General features: G+C 66.1%; 18 protein-coding genes. 14 read left to right on the forward strand and 4 right to left on the reverse strand.

The features are described 5' to 3' along the window. Positions 1-2 precede the first annotated feature (2 nt). Positions 3-1,442: a coniferyl aldehyde dehydrogenase gene (locus I4U41_RS18130; protein WP_206862574.1), complete on the forward strand. Its 1,440-nt coding sequence runs from the start codon at positions 3-5 to the stop codon at positions 1,440-1,442. A gap of 132 nt (positions 1,443-1,574) precedes the next feature. Here I4U41_RS18130 and ltaE read toward each other — a convergent pair whose 3' ends face one another. Beyond that, positions 1,575-2,591, reverse strand: a complete 1,017-nt coding sequence (gene ltaE, locus I4U41_RS18135; RefSeq protein ID WP_206862575.1) for a low-specificity L-threonine aldolase — start codon at positions 2,589-2,591, stop codon at positions 1,575-1,577. Positions 2,592-2,891: 300 nt separating this feature from the next. Between ltaE and I4U41_RS18140 the strand changes: the two genes are divergently transcribed. From I4U41_RS18140 to I4U41_RS18155, 4 genes are all read left to right on the forward strand, one after another. After that, positions 2,892-4,169 (forward strand): tyrosine-type recombinase/integrase, encoded by a 1,278-nt coding sequence (locus I4U41_RS18140; RefSeq protein ID WP_206862576.1) that lies wholly within the window; start codon positions 2,892-2,894, stop codon positions 4,167-4,169. 48 nt (positions 4,170-4,217) lie between these two features. Next, complete coding sequence (locus I4U41_RS18145; protein ID WP_206862577.1) at positions 4,218-5,303, forward strand: type ISP restriction/modification enzyme; 1,086 nt, start codon at positions 4,218-4,220, stop codon at positions 5,301-5,303. Positions 5,304-5,495: 192 nt separating this feature from the next. Further along, positions 5,496-6,362 carry a three-Cys-motif partner protein TcmP gene (tcmP, locus tag I4U41_RS18150; protein ID WP_206862578.1) on the forward strand — a complete coding sequence of 289 codons (867 nt, stop codon included), beginning with the start codon at positions 5,496-5,498 and terminating at the stop codon, positions 6,360-6,362. A gap of 49 nt (positions 6,363-6,411) precedes the next feature. Continuing rightward, positions 6,412-7,158 carry a DUF5131 family protein gene (locus tag I4U41_RS18155; RefSeq protein ID WP_206862579.1) on the forward strand — a complete coding sequence of 249 codons (747 nt, stop codon included), beginning with the start codon at positions 6,412-6,414 and terminating at the stop codon, positions 7,156-7,158. A gap of 2 nt (positions 7,159-7,160) precedes the next feature. On the opposite strand, the gene I4U41_RS18160 is transcribed toward I4U41_RS18155, so the two are convergent. Further along, positions 7,161-7,751, reverse strand: a complete 591-nt coding sequence (locus I4U41_RS18160) for a hypothetical protein (protein WP_206862580.1) — start codon at positions 7,749-7,751, stop codon at positions 7,161-7,163. A 17-nt stretch (positions 7,752-7,768) separates the two neighbouring features. Further along, the gene (locus I4U41_RS18165; protein WP_206862581.1) at positions 7,769-8,641 is read right to left on the reverse strand and encodes a hypothetical protein; all 873 of its coding nucleotides are present in this window, start codon (positions 8,639-8,641) and stop codon (positions 7,769-7,771) included. Between the two features lie 356 nt (positions 8,642-8,997). Between I4U41_RS18165 and xth the strand changes: the two genes are divergently transcribed. Further along, the gene (gene xth, locus I4U41_RS18170) at positions 8,998-9,765 is read left to right on the forward strand and encodes an exodeoxyribonuclease III (protein ID WP_206862582.1); all 768 of its coding nucleotides are present in this window, start codon (positions 8,998-9,000) and stop codon (positions 9,763-9,765) included. A 287-nt stretch (positions 9,766-10,052) separates the two neighbouring features. Here xth and I4U41_RS18175 read toward each other — a convergent pair whose 3' ends face one another. After that, positions 10,053-11,372: an AMP-binding protein gene (locus I4U41_RS18175; protein ID WP_206862605.1), complete on the reverse strand. Its 1,320-nt coding sequence runs from the start codon at positions 11,370-11,372 to the stop codon at positions 10,053-10,055. A gap of 143 nt (positions 11,373-11,515) precedes the next feature. On the opposite strand from I4U41_RS18175, the gene I4U41_RS18180 reads away from it, so the two are divergent. From I4U41_RS18180 to I4U41_RS18215, 8 genes are all read left to right on the forward strand, one after another. Then, positions 11,516-12,145, forward strand: a complete 630-nt coding sequence (locus I4U41_RS18180) for a 4'-phosphopantetheinyl transferase superfamily protein (protein ID WP_206862583.1) — start codon at positions 11,516-11,518, stop codon at positions 12,143-12,145. A 70-nt stretch (positions 12,146-12,215) separates the two neighbouring features. Then, positions 12,216-12,881, forward strand: a complete 666-nt coding sequence (rsmG, locus tag I4U41_RS18185) for a 16S rRNA (guanine(527)-N(7))-methyltransferase RsmG (RefSeq protein WP_206862584.1) — start codon at positions 12,216-12,218, stop codon at positions 12,879-12,881. A 177-nt stretch (positions 12,882-13,058) separates the two neighbouring features. Continuing rightward, positions 13,059-13,868 carry a ParA family protein gene (locus I4U41_RS18190; RefSeq protein WP_206862585.1) on the forward strand — a complete coding sequence of 270 codons (810 nt, stop codon included), beginning with the start codon at positions 13,059-13,061 and terminating at the stop codon, positions 13,866-13,868. Further along, positions 13,865-14,773: a ParB/RepB/Spo0J family partition protein gene (locus tag I4U41_RS18195; RefSeq protein WP_206862586.1), complete on the forward strand. Its 909-nt coding sequence runs from the start codon at positions 13,865-13,867 to the stop codon at positions 14,771-14,773. Before I4U41_RS18190 ends, I4U41_RS18195 begins: the two co-directional genes overlap by 4 nt. Before the next feature lie 15 nt (positions 14,774-14,788). Next, positions 14,789-15,229, forward strand: coding sequence for a hypothetical protein (locus I4U41_RS18200; protein ID WP_206862587.1), 441 nt, complete (start codon positions 14,789-14,791; stop codon positions 15,227-15,229). Between the two features lie 25 nt (positions 15,230-15,254). Continuing rightward, positions 15,255-16,253, forward strand: a complete 999-nt coding sequence (locus I4U41_RS18205; protein WP_206862588.1) for an NAD-dependent epimerase/dehydratase family protein — start codon at positions 15,255-15,257, stop codon at positions 16,251-16,253. 4 nt (positions 16,254-16,257) lie between these two features. Continuing rightward, the gene (locus tag I4U41_RS18210) at positions 16,258-16,998 is read left to right on the forward strand and encodes a glycosyltransferase family 2 protein (RefSeq protein ID WP_206862589.1); all 741 of its coding nucleotides are present in this window, start codon (positions 16,258-16,260) and stop codon (positions 16,996-16,998) included. Positions 16,999-17,026: 28 nt separating this feature from the next. Beyond that, entirely contained in the window at positions 17,027-17,353 is a 327-nt protein-coding gene (locus I4U41_RS18215; protein WP_425492643.1) for a lipid-A-disaccharide synthase N-terminal domain-containing protein, read from the forward strand. Positions 17,354-17,543 lie beyond the last annotated feature (190 nt).

A 17,543-nucleotide genomic window follows, 5' to 3' on the forward strand; every position in this document is an offset into this window, starting at 1 on the left:
GCATGGACATCACCGCCGACACGCCGCTGGACGAACTCGCCGCCACCCGCGAACGCCTTCGCGCCGCGTGGCAGGCCCGCAAGCCCGACCGCGCGCAGCGTCGCGCCGACCTGCTGCGCCTTCGCGACGAGTTCCGCGCGCGCATCGATTCGATGGACGCGGCGATCCGGGCCGACTTCGGCCATCGCAGCCAGCACGAGAACCTGCTGTCGGAGGCGATGATCGTGCTGGCGGAAATCGACCACGCGCTCGGGCGCCTGCGCCGCTGGATGAAGCCGCGCCGCGCCACGGTGGGCTGGCGATTCTGGCCGGCGAGCGCGCGCATCGTGCCCGAGCCGGTGGGCGTGGTCGGCATCCTGTCGCCGTGGAATTACCCGGTGAACCTCGCACTGGTGCCGCTGGTGTCGGCGATCGCCGCCGGCAACCACGTCTATCTCAAGCCATCCGAACACACGCCGCGCACCGGCCAGTGGCTGCGCGACCTGCTCGCGCAGGTGTTCCCGCCAGATCGCGTCGCCGTCGCGCTCGGCGGCCCGGAGGTGGGCGCCGCGTTCGCCGCGCTGCCGTTCGACCATCTGCTGTTCACCGGTTCCACCGCGGTCGGCCGCAAGGTGATGGCCGCCGCCGCGCCGAACCTCACGCCGGTGACGCTGGAGCTGGGCGGCAAGGCACCGGCGGTCGTGTGCCCGGATTTCGACCTCGCCAAGGCCGCCGCGCGCATCGCCACCGGCAAGTGGTTCAACGCCGGGCAGACCTGCATCGGCGTGGATTACGTGCTGGTCGACGAAGCGCGCGCGGGCGCGTTCGTGGAGGCGCTGACGTCCGAACTGCGCGCGCGCTATCCGGACTTCGATGCGACGGCGCCGGATTACACCCGCATCATCAACGACGCGCAGTACGCACGGCTTCGCGGCTACGTGGACGATGCGCGCGCACGCGGCACGATCGTGCTCGAGCCGCTGACCGCGGGGCTCGACGCACAGGCGCGCGCACGGTTCGAACGCGAACGCGTGTTCCCGCCCACGCTGCTGGCCGAACCGCCGGCCGACAGCGAGGTGATGCGTCATGAGATCTTCGGGCCGATCCTGCCGGTGCTCTCGTACCGCACGCTGGACGAGGCGATCGAACGCATCCGCTCGATGGATCGCCCGCTTGCGTTATACCCCTTCAGCAACGATGCGCGCAGCATCGACGCGATCGTGTCCGGCACGCTCGCCGGCGGCGTCACGGTGAACGACACGCTGCTGCACTTCGGCGCGCACGACCTGCCGTTCGGCGGCATCGGCCCGAGCGGCATCGGCGCGATCCACGGCCGCACCGGCTTCGACACGTTCAGCAAGCTGCTGCCGGTGTTCCGCCAGCGCGGCTTCGCGGGGAGCGATCTTCTGAAGCCGCCGTATCGGGGTTTCGTCGATCGGATGGTGCGGGTGCTGTCGAAGTAGCGGCTACGCCGCACGAACGCGTCCAGCTGTGTAGCTCTTGTAGCCCGGGTAAGCGAAGCGCACCCGGGGAGGCGCCCGCGATCCCGGGTGCGCTTCGCTTACCCGGGCTGCAGAAGCGGACGCGTGGCCACGTCAGCGCGAAGCGAACGCCCGCAACGCCTCGACGGTTCGCGCCACACCTTCGTCATCCACGTCCAGATGCGTGACCAGCCGGATCGCCGGCGTGTAGCCGATCGAAACACGAACGTGCGCATCGTCCAGCGCGCGGCGCAGCGCGTCGTGACGCTCCACCGGCACGTCGATGAACACCATGTTGGTGTGCTGCGCGACGACCTGGATGTCGTTCAATCCCTGCAATCCTTCGGCAAGGCGCGCGGCACGCGCGTGGTCGTCGGCGAGTCGCGCCACGTGATGGTCCAGCGCGAACGAGGCCGCAGCCGCCAGCATGCCCGCCTGCCGCATGCCGCCGCCGACGACCTTGCGCCAACGCTTCGCCGATTCGATCAGCGCGTGCGTGCCGAGCAGCACCGATCCGACCGGCGCGCCGAGGCCCTTCGACAGGCACACCGAGACGCTGTCGAAATGCCGCGTGATCTCGCGCGGCGCGACCCCCAGCGCGACGGCCGCGTTGAACATGCGCGCGCCGTCCAGGTGCAGGGCAAGGCCCCGGCGATCGCACAGCGCACGCGCATCGGCCAGGTACTGCAGCGGCAGCGCGCGGCCGTGCCAGGTGTTCTCCAGGCACAGCAGGCGCGTGCGCGCGAAATGCGGATCGATCGGCTTGATCGCACGCTCCACGGCGTCCAGCGGCAGCGTGCCGTCGGGCGCATGGACGATCGGCTGCGGCTGGATCGAGCCCAGCACCGCCGCGCCGCCGCCTTCGTATTTGTAGGTGTGCGCGTCCATGCCGACGATGTATTCGTCGCCGCGCTGGCAATGCGCCATCAGGCCGATCAGGTTGGACTGCGTGCCGCTGGGCACGAACAGGCCGGCCTCGAAGCCCAGTTCGTCGGCGAGCCGCGCCTGCAACGCGTTGACGGAAGGATCCTCGCCGTACACGTCGTCGCCGACGGGCGAGCGCATCATCGCCTCGCGCATGGCGTCGGTGGGCCGGGTGACGGTGTCGCTGCGAAGATCGATCCAGTGCATGGCGGCGGCTTGCTCGGAAGTGATGCCCGAGTATGCCGCGCCGCGCGGCCGCGGGCATCGCGCGAAGTGTGCCGGACGCATCGGCTCGCTACACTGCGCGCCATGAAGATCGCCAGCTGGAATTTTTATTAGCGTTCCACGTCCGTTCCCGTCGTTGCGCCATTACCTCTAGGTAATTGTTTTAGCCGGAAAAAGGGCTTCACAACGTGTCCCGTCGTTGCGTAACGTTGCAACGAAGCCGGGTAGCTAGCTGGGTAGCCAGCCGCCTAGCTACCCAGCAAACACCAAGGGCACGACACCATGGCAAAGACGACCCACCTTCTCAGCGACATCCAGATCAAGCGCTGGATCGCGAAGGGAGAGCCCGTAGCAAAGTCCGACGGCGATGGCCTGACATTCACCCTCTCCGCAAGCGGCACCGCCGCATGGGTGCTCCGATTCCGCATCGGCGGTCGCCGTAAGGAACTCACCCTCGGGAGCTATCCCGACATTGGACTCGCCGCCGCGCGTGAAAAGGCTCGCGCTCACCGTGCCGCTATCGACGAAGGACGCGACCCTGCTGCCGAGAAGCAGGAGCGGAAGACCCGCGCCATGGCGGCATGGACCATGCGCGATCTGGTGGACGACTACCGGGAGAAGTGCCTGACGGACGCAAGCCTCGCGCCGGGGACGCGCAAGTACCGGGAATACGACCTCAAAGGAGTTGTGCTGCCCCGCCTCGGATCACGCGAGGTCCAGCGCATCACCACCACCGACATCGTGTCGGTCCTGATCGACATCAGGCGCACGTGGACGATCACCCGGCGGGTCAAGACCACCCTCTCCCAGCTATTCGATCACGCCATCGCCCTGAGCATCGTTTCGTCCAACCCCTGCGCCGGCATCAAGCTGAACGCGCTCAAGGGAAACCGCCCCCCAGTGCGGAAGCGCGTGATGCTGTCGGAGGACGAGCTGCGGACGCTCCTGCCGAGCATTGAAGAAACCATCGGGTTGGAGAACGCCCTCGCCTTCCGCATTTTGCTGGCCACCTGTGTCCGTACCGCCGAGCTGGTGAAGGCGAAGAAGGCCGACATCGATCTTGATCGCGAGGAATGGTGGGTGCCGGATGAGAACGTGAAGACCCGCACCGGCTTTCTGGTGCCGCTCACCCCCACCGTCGCCGGCTGGTTCCGCGAGCTGATCGAACTCTCCGGCGGATCGGAATACCTGCTGCCGGCTCGTCAGGAACGGCGCAGGCGCAACGTGGGCGGGGACACGCATGTGGCCGGAACAACCTTGTGGGCGGCGATCACCCGCGCCTTCGGCCGCAAGGAAATCGAAATCCGCAAATTCACCCCCCACGACACCCGCTCCACGGCCAAGGGCCACATGCGAAGCATGGGCGTCTCTCAGGAAATCTCCGAGGTCGCCCTGAATCACGTCCTGAAGGGCATGGATCGGGTTTATGACGTGCGCTCGGAAATCCCCGAACGCCGCGAAGCACTGGAGAAGTGGGCCAATTTCATCGTCGCCTGCGAGAAGGGCGAACCCAGCCCGGCGGCGACATCCAACGTCATCGCCTTCCGTCCCGCCGCCTGACCCGAACCGATCACCATGGGAAACCCCACAGAACCCCGTCGCATCCGGTTGGCCGACTACTTCATCGAGCAACGCTTGGGCGCTAGCCGGGAAGCAGCAATCGACCTCTACGCGCGGATATACAGCGGCGAGTTGAGAGCCTTCTACACTCCGCCGCCGCCGGCTCCGGTCGATTTGGACTGGAAGATGAGGCTGTTACGACATGGCCTTAATGATCCCCCGCCGACGCCTATGCCCGCCGAAATCCCGGCGCTGGATCGACCCAAGATCAAGACCGAGATTGGAAAGGCCGCGAGGGGCATGGATGCAGATATGGCGCTACTGGATTCCCTCGTGCTGGAAATCCCCATTGCCATACCCGCGAGCAACGAACCGGAGGCTCGTGAAGTGGTAGTAGACAATGCGGAGGCCGTCGCGACCGCTGAAGAAGTGTTCGCCTATATCGCCGGCATCGCTGCGCATCCTGCGTATACGGCGAAGTTCCAAGGTGACCTGACCACGCCCGGCTTGCGCATCCCGTTCACTGCCGATGGGGACACCTTTGCTGCCGTCGCCAGTACCGGCCGGCGCGTAATCTGGCTGCATACCTACGGCGAGCGCATGCCCGATGCGGGACAGGGACGGCCCGAAGGCGCACCGCGTGTGTCTGCCGACGCGCGCCCGACGGTTCCGAAGGACGGCGCCATTCCGCCCCACGCGGCCCTGCCGGAGGAGTTGCGCTACGACGCGGAAAAGCAGCGCCTACACCTCGGGAGCGATGGCTACATCGATCATGTATTGCCGGCGGTCTGGGCCTACGAGGTCGATGGAAAGCAGGTGATAACCCAGTGGTTTAGCTATCGGAAACGCGACCGTAGCAAACCGCAAATGGGAGATAAGCGCCCGCCGTCGCCTCTGCAGGCAATCCAGCCCGACCACTGGCTGGCCGAATACACGACCGACCTACTGGACTTGCTCAACGTGTTGACCCTACTGGTCGAGTTGGAACCAGAACAGGCGAGTTTGCTAGACAAGGTCTGTAATGGCCCGCTGGTTTCCGAAGCTGAGTTGCAGGCTGAGGGGGCTCTCGGAGCGCCGCCGGCTGGGATCGTTGTCGAAGACTCGAACGAAAAAGTGCAGCAGGGTCTGTTCTAGGGGCCAGAGGCAACCTAGGCATTTCCGCTGCTGCCTAGTAAGCCAAGACTTTCTTACTGTCTTCACAGGGGAAGGCTCGACGCCAACGCGAGCCCTTCCCGTTACCCCTCTGCGGCCTCGGCGCCAGTATCTCGGTCGCCCCCGTGGATTCCTTGATACCCTCAGGGCAAGGGTCATAGCCAAGGGGGCGCAGTGACACAGCACAGGTTCGGCGGACACTGGACAGAGGCCAAGCTCTCCGTCTTGGGGCACTACCTAGGAGCCTTCTCAACTGCGCTAAAGGGGAAAGGCTTCCAACTCCGCTATATCGATGCGTTTGCTGGTTCCGGGAAGTTTGTACCTATTAGAGGCGACGGGCGCGAACGCCTTGGATCAGCGCAGATCGCTTTGACCGTCTCTGGCTTCCATCGTTATCACTTCATTGAGATGAAGCCCCGTCGCTGCAAGGCACTCCGTCAATTGGCGGAGATGCAGCCGCACAAGGGAATCGAAGTCCACGAGGGCGACGCAAATCAGCATTTGGCAGAAATCTGTCGAAGCACGGGCTGGAGGGGAACCCGGGCTGTCCTGTTTCTCGATCCCTATGGCATGCAGGTGGAATGGCAGACACTTGAGGCTGTAGCCAGCACTGGTGCTATCGACGTTTGGTACCTGTTTCCACTAAGCGGTGTGACACGCCAGTTGGCGCTGAACCAAGACAAACTCGACGACGACAAACGGCGCTCGCTGGATCGCGTCCTAGGTACGCGCACATGGCGTGAAGCTTTCTACGCTGAAGAGCCAACTGGCGATCTCTTTGGCGCTGCGCCAGCCGTGGAGCGACACGCCGACTCTCTTGCAATAGAGACATGGGTTACCGCCCGCCTTAGAACGCTATTTCCACTTGTGGAAGGACCGCTCGTCCTCCGACTTGGGCGTCACGGGAAGTTAGATAGCGGCCCACCACTATTCGGACTGTACTTTCTGGCAGCGAACAAGAGCCCAGCTGCCCAGCGAGCAGCCAGAAGCATAGCCACTGACATAATGGGTCGGCTCAAGAAGCAGGCCGGAATCCGGTAAGCCGTGCACGGCGCTAGAATTTGACGGACAGGTCCATGGAGGCAGCCCCATGACTACCAAATCGCGCATCGAATGGACTGAGAGTACATGGAATCCGGTTGTAGGCTGCACCAAGCTGTCTGCTGGGTGTAAGCACTGTTACGCCGAAGTCATGGCCCGCCGCCTGCAGGCGATTGGCGTACCCGGCTACGAACAGGGCTTCCGTAAGGTACGCACGCTACCTGAGCGACTTGGCGAGCCGCTTCAGCGTAGAAAGCCTACGGTCTATTTCGTCAATTCTATGAGCGATCTTTTCCACGAGCAGGTGCCCGACTCGTTCATCGATCGTGTGTTTCAAACCATGCGATCCGCGCATTGGCACACTTTCCAAGTGCTCACCAAGCGCGCGGACCGAATGGCGGAGTTCACTTCCGAGCACTCAATCCCGGACAACGTTTGGATGGGAGTATCGGTGGAGAACAAGCGGCACGGCGTTCCCCGCATCGACCACCTACGTCAGGTTCCGGCGAAGACGCGCTTCCTTAGCGTCGAGCCCCTCCTAGAGGACGTAGGCGACCTGAACCTCGCCGGCATTCACTGGGTCATCGTTGGCGGCGAGTCCGGTCACGGAGCACGTCCGATGAAAGCCGAATGGGTACGGCGTGTCCATCGCGCTTGCGATGCACAAGGTGTGCACTTCTTCTTTAAGCAGTGGGGCGCCCATGGCGCCGATGGGGTGCGTCGTTCCAAGAAGGCCAACGGTCGCGAACTGGACGGATCGAGCTTCAACGCTATGCCTGTCCTCGCAGGTTCGTAGCCTCAATCGCGGCGGTACTTTTCCTGTTCCTGCTTGATGCGATCGGCCACTGCGTCGTCGAGAGTAGCCTCGTGGATCTCATAAATCTGCAACGGAACAAGAATGCACCGCAGCAGCGCCACAGCAGTAAATCCAAAGCAGACGGCACCAACTATGCGCTGCGCAGCTACGTCAAGACTGAGCGCAAAGAAGCACAGCCACACAATGGCAAAGACGGCGCTCAACACCGCAGCAAATAGCGTCTGAGCCTGTGAAGAAAGCAAGAACTTTATCCGCCTCGCGTAAGCCTGAAGCTCTTCTAAGGTCAATGCCGATGCCTGTTCGATCCGCCCTGTGAACAGCATCAAGGTCACCATGAACCCCGCGAGCAGGCTACCCAACGCAATGACACCAGCGAGCAACGCAAAGAGCGTGTTCTCTCGCTGAGCGGACATGAAAGCTGGGGCGACATGCCAACCGACCCAAGCCCCCACGGACAGAGGCACTGCAAATGCAATTAAGTGGCGAGCGCTGAATCCAGCGCCCGCCGTCAACCCGCCCATTGCTCTAAGGGCTGACCAACTCGCCGTCCATTCTTCCGGCAGAAGTCGCATCGAAGTGCTCACGTCACTCAGTCATCATCTTGATCGATCAATCGCGCCCCAGCCGGCCGACCTTCACTGTCAATAATGCGCCACCCGTCGTTATCGGGGCGTCGCAACTCGTCTAGGTAGTTCCACATGGTGTCCTCAATGTCAGCCATGTTGTACGCGCCTGACGGGTTCAACTGAATGTCCATGCGACGCTTTTCAACAAACTTCCGCAATCCCGTAATCTTCTGCCCGTCGCGCAGATGCACGGCGACGGAATCTAGACCGTTATCGGCAGCGTATTCGTCCAGAGCGGCGATCCCTTTATTGGTGTTCTCGCCATCGGGAAACTCAATATCCGCATGTACGACTGCGCGACCGCCGGCCCATTGCTTCAGCCTACTCAATCGGAAAGACAGTGGACGCCTTCTGTTCGTTGTGGACGTTGCAAGCCGCGCGCTGATTCTTTCCACGCCACCAGCGGCGGCGATTGATCTGCGCAAGTCCGCACCTACAACATCCATCAGTTCGATACCCGGAAGCGTAGGATCGACGTGTGCGCGCAGCAGGTTCGTCAGCGCAAGTGCTAGCGTCGCCGTACCTCCACCTCCCTTCTCGACTTCGATGATCGCGCTCTGCCCGAAGAACAACGCGCGGTAGCTATGAATAACTTGCCGCGTCTGACCCGTAGCGGGATCGACAATCGGATTCGCGTTGATTGGCAGCGAGTTGGCGGTGAAGTCTGGCGTGGTCTGCTCCGGTGCCACGCCATTGACGTAACAAACGCATTCGATCAGATAGCCGTCTCGCCCATTGCGACGCTTGCCGCGATTGATATAGAAGCAGGTCGTTCCTAACCCAACACCAGCAGGGGCCGGAAGATGGCGGGCTCCGACAGTGGCGGCATTGGCCATCAAGGTCCTAAGCAAAGTGTCCATCGCCGGGGGGACGAACCCCCTTCTGCGACCAGACTTAAAACGAACGATCTTGAGCGCAAAGCTCCTTTTTGCGGTTGGCATCCGGTCCCTTCCGGCAATTGGTTGGGGATTGAATACCCCAACGGGCAACGATGTTCCACTTTGCCGTCCATGCAGGCCCCTCGCATCTGCGGCCGAATGGCTGCTGTAGCCTTTAGCCAGCAGTAAGGCTGCGCGGCTCGACACCTACCTACCCAGCGCTCCGAATTTGGGTAGCCAGCCGGGTAGCCGGGGCAGAATCGTGAGCCGTATGGCGCCACAAGATTTTGATTTACAAGGGATAATTTCAATTCGTGAAAATCGCCAGCTGGAACGTCAATTCGCTCAACGTGCGCCTGCCGCACCTGGAACAGTGGCTCGCCGCGTCCTCGCCGGACATCGTCGCGCTGCAGGAAACCAAGCTCGAGGACGCGAAGTTCCCGGACGATCCGCTGATCGCGATGGGTTATCGCAGCGTGTTCGCCGGGCAGAAGACCTACAACGGCGTGGCCGTGCTCTCGCGCGAGCGCGCGGTGGACGTGCAGGTCGGCGTGCCGGGCTTCGAGGACGAGCAGAAGCGCGTGCTCGCCGCGACCGTGGGCGACCTGCGCATCGTCAACCTGTACGTGGTGAACGGGCAGGACGTGGGCACCGAGAAGTACGCCTACAAGCTGCGCTGGCTGGAAGCCGTGCACGACTGGCTGGCGCAGGAGCTGGTCACGCATCCGCGCATGATCGTGCTGGGCGATTTCAACATCGCGCCGGACGAGCGCGACGTGCACGATCCGGCCGTGTGGAACGACGCGCACATCCTGACCTCGCGCGCCGAGCGCGACGCGCTGCAGCGGCTGGTGTCGCTGGGGCTGCACGATGCGTACCGCGCGCTCAATCCCGAGGAGAAGCAGTTCAGCTGGTGGGATTACCGGCAGGGCGGCTTCCGCCGCAACCTGGGGCTGCGCATCGACCTGACGCTTGTGTCCGAAGCGCTGCGCCCGCACGCGGTGGCGTCGGGCATCGACCGCGAACCGCGGACGTGGGACCGGCCGAGCGATCACGCGCCGGCGTGGGTGGAGCTGGGTTAAGCCGCACGTTGGCCTGCCGATGCGCGGAGCGGGTCAGCCCGCTCAACGTCATCCCGGGATCGCGGTGTTCCCGGACGACGATGTTCCTTTGTAGCCCGGGTAAGCGAAGCGCACCCGGGTCGGAGAAGCGACCGCCCCCCGGTGCGCTTCGCTTACCCGGGCTACAAGAACGCAGGAAAGGCGAATGGGTTCCCGCTCTCGCTGGAATGACGGTGAAGGTGGCTTCAGGCGATCGGCTGCGGAAGACGTGACACCAACCCGGCTTTCGTCCTGACGACGGGAGCCCGTCAACCCACCGCAACCTCATGCGCATGCAGCAGTGCCTCCAGCGCATGACGCGGCAGCTTTCCGGTCTCGTTGCGCGGCAGCGTTTCCACGCGACGCAGCGGGCGAGGCAGGAACACCGGGTCCACCTGCTGGCGCAGCGCGTGCAGGATCGCGCTTTCCTCCATCCCGGGTGCGACCACCAGCGCGGCGATGCGGCGGATGCCCATCGCATCCTCCGCATCGAGCTGGAACATCACGCCATCCTCCACGCCCGGCACCGCAAGCAGCTTGCGGGTGAGATCGCCCAGCGAAGCGCGCTTGCCGGCGATTTCCAGCAGGTCGGCGTTGCGGCCACGCAGTTCGAAGCGGCCGTCGGCATGCACTTCCATCAGGTCGGCCAGCACGATCGGCTCGGCGAGGTGCGGCGCATGCACGGCCGTGCCGTCGGGCTGCGGCGCGAGGCGGACGCCCGGCAGCGGCGTCCACGCGTCGTCGCGCGCGGTGCGGCGGCGGGCGAAGACGCAGGTTTCGGTCGAACCGAACACCTCGCGCACTTCGCAGCCGTAGCGCGCCTCGGCCTGCGCGGCGAGTTCCGGCGGCATCGGCGCGGTCGCCGAGACGATCCCGGCCAGCGGCGGCAGCGCGAGGTCGGACGCGACCAGCGCGCGCAGGTGCACGGGCGTGGTGACCAGCAGCGGCGGCGTGGGCGAATCGTGCAGCGCGCGCGCCACGTCGGCCGGGAACAGCGGTCGTGCGGCGTGCACGGCGACCGGTCCGAGCAGCGGCATCAGCACCGACATCTCCATGCCGTACATGTGCTGCGGCGGCACGGTCGCGATGACGTGCGTGACGTCCTCGCGCAGCAGGCCGTCGAGCGCGGCGAGGTTCTGCGCGGTGCTGGTGCGGAAGCTGGTCCACGTCTTGGCGTACGCGCGCGGCTGGCCGGTGCTGCCGGAGGTGAAGCCGATCGCGACGCGGGCGTCGGCGTCGACCATCGGCGGCTCGCCGTCGAGTTCCCCGAGCTGCTCCGGAATGCGCACGCAATGCGGCGGCGCCGGCGCGAGATCCACGTCGGTGAGGCAGTAGCTGTCCGGGTGCTGCGCGAGCACCTGGTCGACCACGGCCGGCGCGCGCGACGGCGGCATCAACGTCGTCTGCCCGCGCACGGCGGCGGCGCAGAAGGCGACGAGATAGCGGTAGCGGTCCTCGCACAGGTTCAGCGCGAATCGCGCGGGCGGCAGCGCCGCGGCGAGCGCGCGCACGTGGCGGGCGAACATCGCGCGATCTATCGCGTGCCCGCCCTCGTCGAAGGCGATGGCGAGCGCGCCCGCGCCGTGCATCAACGGCACGGGCACGGCATGGACGGGACTGGATTCTTCGACGACCGCGGACATTGGCGTTCTGGCTGGTGTACTGCGGCGACGCCGCTTCCCCTGCCGTTACTTTACGCTGGCCGCCGTTCCCGCTCCCAGTCGCCTGGTTCATGTCCCTGTCCCTTCCCCCAACCGCGCAGGGCGCCCCGGTGCGCTGGGCCTGGCGCCCGCACGCTCCGCGCGTCCCGGCCGAGCCGCTGGCGCGGCAGTGGCTGGCGGCGGAACTCGGCGTGGACACGGACGCGCTGCCGCTGTCCCGCGACCCGCGCGGCCGGCCGCGGCTGGAAGGCGCCTTCGCCGAGTGGGACTGCAACTGGAGCCACAGCGGCGACGGGCTGCTGATCGCGCTCGGCCGCGGCGTGCGGCTCGGCATCGACCTGGAGCGCGTCCGCGCGCGCGAACGCGCCCTCGACCTGGCGCAGCGGTTCTTCACCGCGCCGGAGCTGGCCTGGCTGCACGCGGCGCCTTCGGCGGCGGTGCGCGACCACGGCTTCCTGCGCCTGTGGTGCGCCAAGGAAGCGGTGCTGAAGGCGCACGGCCACGGCATTTCCTTCGGCCTGCACCGGCTGCGGTTCGCCGACGGGCCGGAGGGATTGCGGCTGGTGGAATGCGATCCGGAGCTGGGGCCGGCGCAGGACTGGTCGCTGCGGGAACTGCGGCCGGAGACGGAGTACCTGGGTGCGTTGGCGTGGAGAAGCCGGGAAAGCCGGGATCCGGTAGTGGAGATTCGGGATGCGTAGGAACCGGCGCCCGAAGCGGTCCGGTACCCTGTGCGCGCTCTACGAATCCCCAATCCCGAATCCCTGCTCCATGATCACCCACGCCCCCTTCGACGCCACGCTGCGCCGCACGCTCGACGACGGCCTGCGCGCGCTCGGCCTCGACCCGGCCACCGTGTCCGCCCCGCTGCTGGACTACCTCGCGCTGCTGGTGCGCTGGAACAAAACCTACAACCTCACCGCCGTGCGCGATCCGCACGAGATGGTGGTCAAGCACCTGCTGGATTCGCTGGCGATGCATCCGTTCGTGGACGACCTGGCCGCGCGCGGCGGCACGCTCGCCGACCTCGGCACGGGGCCGGGGCTGCCGGGGATTCCGCTGTCGATCGTCAAGCCGGGCCTGAAGGTCACGCTGGTGGAGAGCAACGGCAAGAAGGCGCGCTTCATGCGCGAGGCGATCCGCCAGCTGGGCCTGAAGGACGCACGCGTGGCCGAATCGCGCATCGAGGCGGTGGACGAGCCCGGCGCGTACGACGCGATCACCGCGCGCGCGCTCGCGACCTTGCCGCTGATCCTCGAACTGGGCGGCCACCTGCTCAAGCCCGACGGCCGCCTGCTGGCGATGAAGGGCGTGCACCCGGCGGACGAGCTTGCCGCGCTGCCCGCCGGCTGGGCGCTGCAAGCCTCGCACCCGTTGCGCGTGCCGGGGCTCGACGCCGAGCGCCACCTGGTCGTGCTCGCGCGCACGGCTGGGTAAACCCGGAGCAACGACCGGCCATCGCAAGTCATTGATCCGGCGCTTGCGGCCGTGCGGCTCGCGCCCGGAACGCCCATACAGCCAACGGCGAGGGGGCACGCGCGTTCCCATCCGGGCATAATCCCCGGTCCGGCCCCACGCCGGCCCATCTCCGTTTCCAAGACCAGGACGAGCCGCATGGCCCGCATCATCGCCGTCGCCAACCAGAAAGGCGGAGTCGGCAAGACCACCACCGCCGTCAACCTGGCCGCCGCGCTCGCGCGGACGCCCAAGCGCGTGCTGCTGGTCGACCTGGACCCGCAGGGCAACGCGACCATGGGCAGCGGCATCGACAAGCGCGAGATCGACACCACGATCTGCGACGTCCTGCTGGGCGAGGCCGAGGCCACCTCGATCGTCAAGCGCACCGCCGAGGATTTCGACCTGCTGCCGGCCAACATCGAGCTGACCGCGGCCGAGATCACCCTGATGGGCGAAGCCGGACGCGAGCAGCGCCTGAAGGCCGCGCTCGCGCCGCTGCGCGACAACTACGACTTCATCCTGATCGATTGTCCGCCGGCGCTGTCGCTGCTCACGCTCAACGCGCTGACCGCGGCCGACTCGATCGTGGTTCCGATGCAGTGCGAGTACTACGCGCTGGAAGGCATCAGCGCGCTGATCGACACGATCGAGGCGCTGAAGGCCAGCCTCAACCCCAAGCTCGAGGTCGAAGGCGTGCTGCGCACCATGTTCGACGTGCGCAACAACCTCGCCACCGCGGTCTCGGCGGAGCTGATCAACCATTTCGGCGACCGCGTGTTCCGCACGATCGTGCCGCGCAACGTGCGCCTGGCCGAGGCGCCCAGCCACGGCCAGAGCATCGTCGGCTACGACCGCGCCAGCCGCGGCGGCATCGCCTACATGGGCCTGGCGGGCGAAGTGCTGCGCCGCCAGCGTGAGCGCGAGCAGAAGGCGCGCGCGCCGGAAGCGAAGGAGACCACGGCATGAGCGTAGCCAAGAAGCGCGGACTGGGCCGCGGCCTCGAAGCCCTGCTGGGACCCAAGGCCGCCGCCGAGGCGCCGGCGCTGGAAGCGGTCGAAGGCGACGTGCTGCGCCACCTGCCGGTCGATGCGCTGACGCCCGGCAAGTACCAGCCGCGCAAGCACTGGGACCAGGAAAAGCTCGAGGAGCTGGCCGAGTCGATCAAGGCGCAAGGCGTGATCCAGCCCATCGTCGTGCGCGACCTGGGCGGCAAGCGCTACGAGATCATCGCCGGCGAACGCCGCTGGCGCGCCTCGCAGCTGGCCGGACTGAGCGAGATCCCGGTCGTCATCCGCGAAGTCGACGACCGCACGGTCGTGGCGATGGCGCTGATCGAGAACATCCAGCGCGAAGACCTCAATCCGCTGGAAGAAGCCAACGCGCTGCAGCGGTTGATCGACGAATTCGACCTGACCCACGCGCAGGCCGCCGAGGCCGTCGGCCGTTCGCGCGCCGCCGTGTCGAACCTGCTGCGCCTGCTGGAACTGCCGCCGGAAATCCGCGTGCTGCTGGAAACGCATGCGCTGGAAATGGGCCACGCCCGCGCCCTGCTCGCGTTGACCCCGCAGGCGGCGATCGCACTCGCACGACAGGCCGCCGAACACGGCTGGTCGGTGCGCGAGGTCGAGCACCGCGTGCAGCAGCTGGCCGCCGGGCAGATCCCGACCAGCAGCAGCGCCAAGCCCAAGGCCGCCAAGGCCAAGCCGCAGGCGGACATCGCCGCGCTCGAACGCGAGCTGTCGGAATCGCTCAACACCAAGGTCAACGTGCTGCACGGCCGCGGTGGCAAGGGCCGGCTGGTGATCCACTACTCCGACCTCGACTCGCTCGACGGCGTGCTCGAGAAGCTGCGCGGCACCGTCACCGAATAATCCGGAAGCGGCGGCATGAACCCGTACCGCTACCGTGTCGCGCTGCGCGCCGTCCATCCGCGCGACGACCTGCGCCCGCTGTTCGACCAGCTCGGATTGCTGCCGGAACGCACCTGGCGGGCCGGCGACCGGCGGACCTCACCGGCGGGCATTCCGCTGGACGGCGTGTACCGCGAAAGCTACGCCTACACGAATCTGACACATGGATCGCGAAACTGGTCGGATGAGGACCTGCAGGACTACCTGCGCGGCATCCAGCAGCGGCTGGCGATGCATCGCGACGCGCTTCACGCGTTCCACATCCGCGGCGGTCGCTGCGGCTTGTCGATCGGGCTGACGGGCGAGAGCGGTTTCGGATTCGAACTGGATCCGTCGCTGGGCGCTGGCCTTGCGGACCTCAAGCTGACGCTGGGCTTCGACTTCCACGGCCAGGACGACCGTTCCGAAGCTCCCTGATCCCCCCCCCGGAACGCGACCCACGATGGCTGAACCCTCCCCCGGCACCATCCTCGTCACCGGCGCCGCCGGCTTCATCGGCGCCTACACCTGCCGCGCATTGAAGGCGCGAGGCGCGACCGTCGTCGGCCTGGACAACTTCAACGATTACTACGACCCGCAGCTCAAGCGCGACCGCGTGGCCGCGCTGTGCCCGGACGTGGACATCCGCGCACTCGACCTGACCGACCGCGATGGCCTGGCCGCACTGTTCGACGAGATCGCGCCGACGCACGTGGTGCATCTCGCCGCGCAGGCGGGCGTGCGTTATTCGCTCACCCATCCGCACGCCTATGTCGACAGCAACCTCGTCGGCTTCGTGAACATCCTCGAGGCGTGCCGCCATCGCGGCGTGCAGCACCTGGCGTACGCGAGTTCGTCGTCGGTGTACGGCGATTCGGCGACGCCGCCGTTCTCCGAGGACCAGCGCATCGACCAGCCGCGTTCGCTCTACGCCGCGACCAAGGCGGCCAACGAACTGATGGCGCACACCTACGCGCACCTGTACGGACTGCGTTCGACGGGCCTGCGCTTCTTCACCGTGTACGGCCCGTGGGGCCGGCCGGACATGGCGCCGCTGCTGTTCTCGCGCGCGGTGCTGGCGGGCCGGCCGATTGACGTGTTCAACCACGGCCGGATGCGGCGCGACTTCACGTTCATCGACGACATCGTCGATGGCGTGCTGGGCGCGCTGGACCATCCGCCCGTCGCGGATCACGCCGCCGGCGAAGCGCCGCATCGCGTGTTCAATCTCGGCAACCACACGCCGGTGGAACTGGAGCGCTTCATCGCGGTCATCGAACAGGCCGCCGGCAAGCCGGCACAGAAGGTCTACAAGCCGATGCAGCCGGGCGACATGATCGAAACCATGGCCGACACGCAACGCGGGCACGAAGCGTTCGGTTTCGCCCCCAGGACGCCCATCGAGCTCGGCCTGCCGCAGGTCGTGGCGTGGTGCCGCGACTACTTCGGCGGGAATGTGTGAATCCATGAGCACCTCCCCGCACCTTTCCGTCGTCGTACCGGTGTTCAACGAGCGCGACAACGTCGCGCCGCTGGTGCACGAGATCACCTCCGCGCTGCGCGGCCGCGCGCCGCACGAGGGTGGCGACTTCGAGATCGTCTACGTCGACGACCACTCGCGCGACGACACCCTGGCGGTATTGCAGGCGCTGAAGGCCGACGTGCCGGAACTGCGCGTGATCCATCACGTGACGCAGAGCGGCCAGAGCACCGCGATCCGCAACGGCGTGAAGGCCGCGCGCGGCGAATGGATCGCCACGCTCGACGGCGACGGCCAGAACGACCCGGCCGACATTCCCAAGCTGATCGCGATGCGCGCGAACTCGCCCGCCGAGGTGAAGATGTTCGCCGGCTGGCGCGTGAACCGGCAGGACAGCGGCAGCAAGCGCTGGGCGTCGAAGTGGGCGAACGCGATCCGCGCGCGCATGCTGCGCGACGACACGCCCGACACCGGTTGCGGCATCAAGCTGTTCGAACGCGCGGCATTCCTAGAGCTTCCGCATTTCAACCACATGCACCGCTACCTGCCCGCGCTGATGCAGCGCGCCGGCTACAGGACAGTGAGCGTGCCGGTGAACCACCGCGCGCGTTCGACCGGCGTGTCGAAGTACAACAACCTCAACCGCGCGCTGGTGGGCATCGCCGACCTGCGCGGCGTCGCGTGGCTGATCCGCCGCGGCAAGGTCACGCGCATCGAAGAAGTCTGACAGCGGGGTCGCCATGGAATTCGACTTCATGAACCACCCCATCGCCTGGCTCGAATGGACCGGGCTCCACATGTCGCCGTGGAAGATCATCGGCCTGACCGGCGCGCTGATGTTCGGCGGCCGGTGGCTGGTGCAGTTCGTCGCCTCGCGGCGCCACGGACGGCCGGTGATCCCGCGCCTGTTCTGGTACATGAGCCTGGTCGGCAGCGCGATGACGCTGGCGTACTTCCTGTTCTCGCAGAAGCAGGACGCCGTCGGCGTGATCCAGAACCTGTTCCCGGCGTTCACGGCAGCGTACAGCCTGTATCTGGATATCCGGCATCGTGGGTGGCGGCGGGATCGGGCGACGCATTGATTCGTGATTCGTGATTCGTGATTCGTGATTCGTGATTCGTGATTCGGGATTCGGGATTCGGGATTCGGGATTCGGGATTCGGGATTCGGGATTCGGGATTCGGGATTCGGGATTCGGGATTCGGGATTCGGGATTCGGGATTCGGGATTCGGGATTCGGGATTCGGGATTCGGGATTCGGGATTCGGGAT

This window comes from Lysobacter changpingensis, from assembly GCF_017308985.1.
Taxonomy (GTDB): Bacteria; Pseudomonadota; Gammaproteobacteria; order Xanthomonadales; family Xanthomonadaceae; genus Lysobacter_J; species Lysobacter_J changpingensis.

Excerpts from the sequence above, each read along its gene's own strand:
- I4U41_RS18210 (WP_206862589.1), top strand. The coding sequence starts at position 16,258 with ATGAGCACCTCCCCGCACCTTTCCGTCGTCGTACCGGTGTTCAACGAG.
- I4U41_RS18130 (WP_206862574.1), top strand. The coding sequence starts at position 3 with ATGGACATCACCGCCGACACGCCGCTGGACGAACTCGCCGCCACCCGC.
- I4U41_RS18175 (WP_206862605.1), bottom strand. The coding sequence starts at position 11,372 with ATGCACGGCGCGGGCGCGCTCGCCATCGCCTTCGACGAGGGCGGGCAC.
- I4U41_RS18140 (WP_206862576.1), top strand. The coding sequence starts at position 2,892 with ATGGCAAAGACGACCCACCTTCTCAGCGACATCCAGATCAAGCGCTGG.
- I4U41_RS18205 (WP_206862588.1), top strand. The coding sequence starts at position 15,255 with ATGGCTGAACCCTCCCCCGGCACCATCCTCGTCACCGGCGCCGCCGGC.
- rsmG (WP_206862584.1), top strand. The coding sequence starts at position 12,216 with ATGATCACCCACGCCCCCTTCGACGCCACGCTGCGCCGCACGCTCGAC.
- I4U41_RS18160 (WP_206862580.1), bottom strand. The coding sequence starts at position 7,751 with ATGCGACTTCTGCCGGAAGAATGGACGGCGAGTTGGTCAGCCCTTAGA.
- I4U41_RS18195 (WP_206862586.1), top strand. The coding sequence starts at position 13,865 with ATGAGCGTAGCCAAGAAGCGCGGACTGGGCCGCGGCCTCGAAGCCCTG.
- ltaE (WP_206862575.1), bottom strand. The coding sequence starts at position 2,591 with ATGCACTGGATCGATCTTCGCAGCGACACCGTCACCCGGCCCACCGAC.
- I4U41_RS18190 (WP_206862585.1), top strand. The coding sequence starts at position 13,059 with ATGGCCCGCATCATCGCCGTCGCCAACCAGAAAGGCGGAGTCGGCAAG.
- I4U41_RS18200 (WP_206862587.1), top strand. The coding sequence starts at position 14,789 with ATGAACCCGTACCGCTACCGTGTCGCGCTGCGCGCCGTCCATCCGCGC.
- I4U41_RS18165 (WP_206862581.1), bottom strand. The coding sequence starts at position 8,641 with ATGGCCAATGCCGCCACTGTCGGAGCCCGCCATCTTCCGGCCCCTGCT.
- I4U41_RS18155 (WP_206862579.1), top strand. The coding sequence starts at position 6,412 with ATGACTACCAAATCGCGCATCGAATGGACTGAGAGTACATGGAATCCG.
- I4U41_RS18180 (WP_206862583.1), top strand. The coding sequence starts at position 11,516 with ATGTCCCTGTCCCTTCCCCCAACCGCGCAGGGCGCCCCGGTGCGCTGG.
- I4U41_RS18215 (WP_425492643.1), top strand. The coding sequence starts at position 17,027 with ATGAACCACCCCATCGCCTGGCTCGAATGGACCGGGCTCCACATGTCG.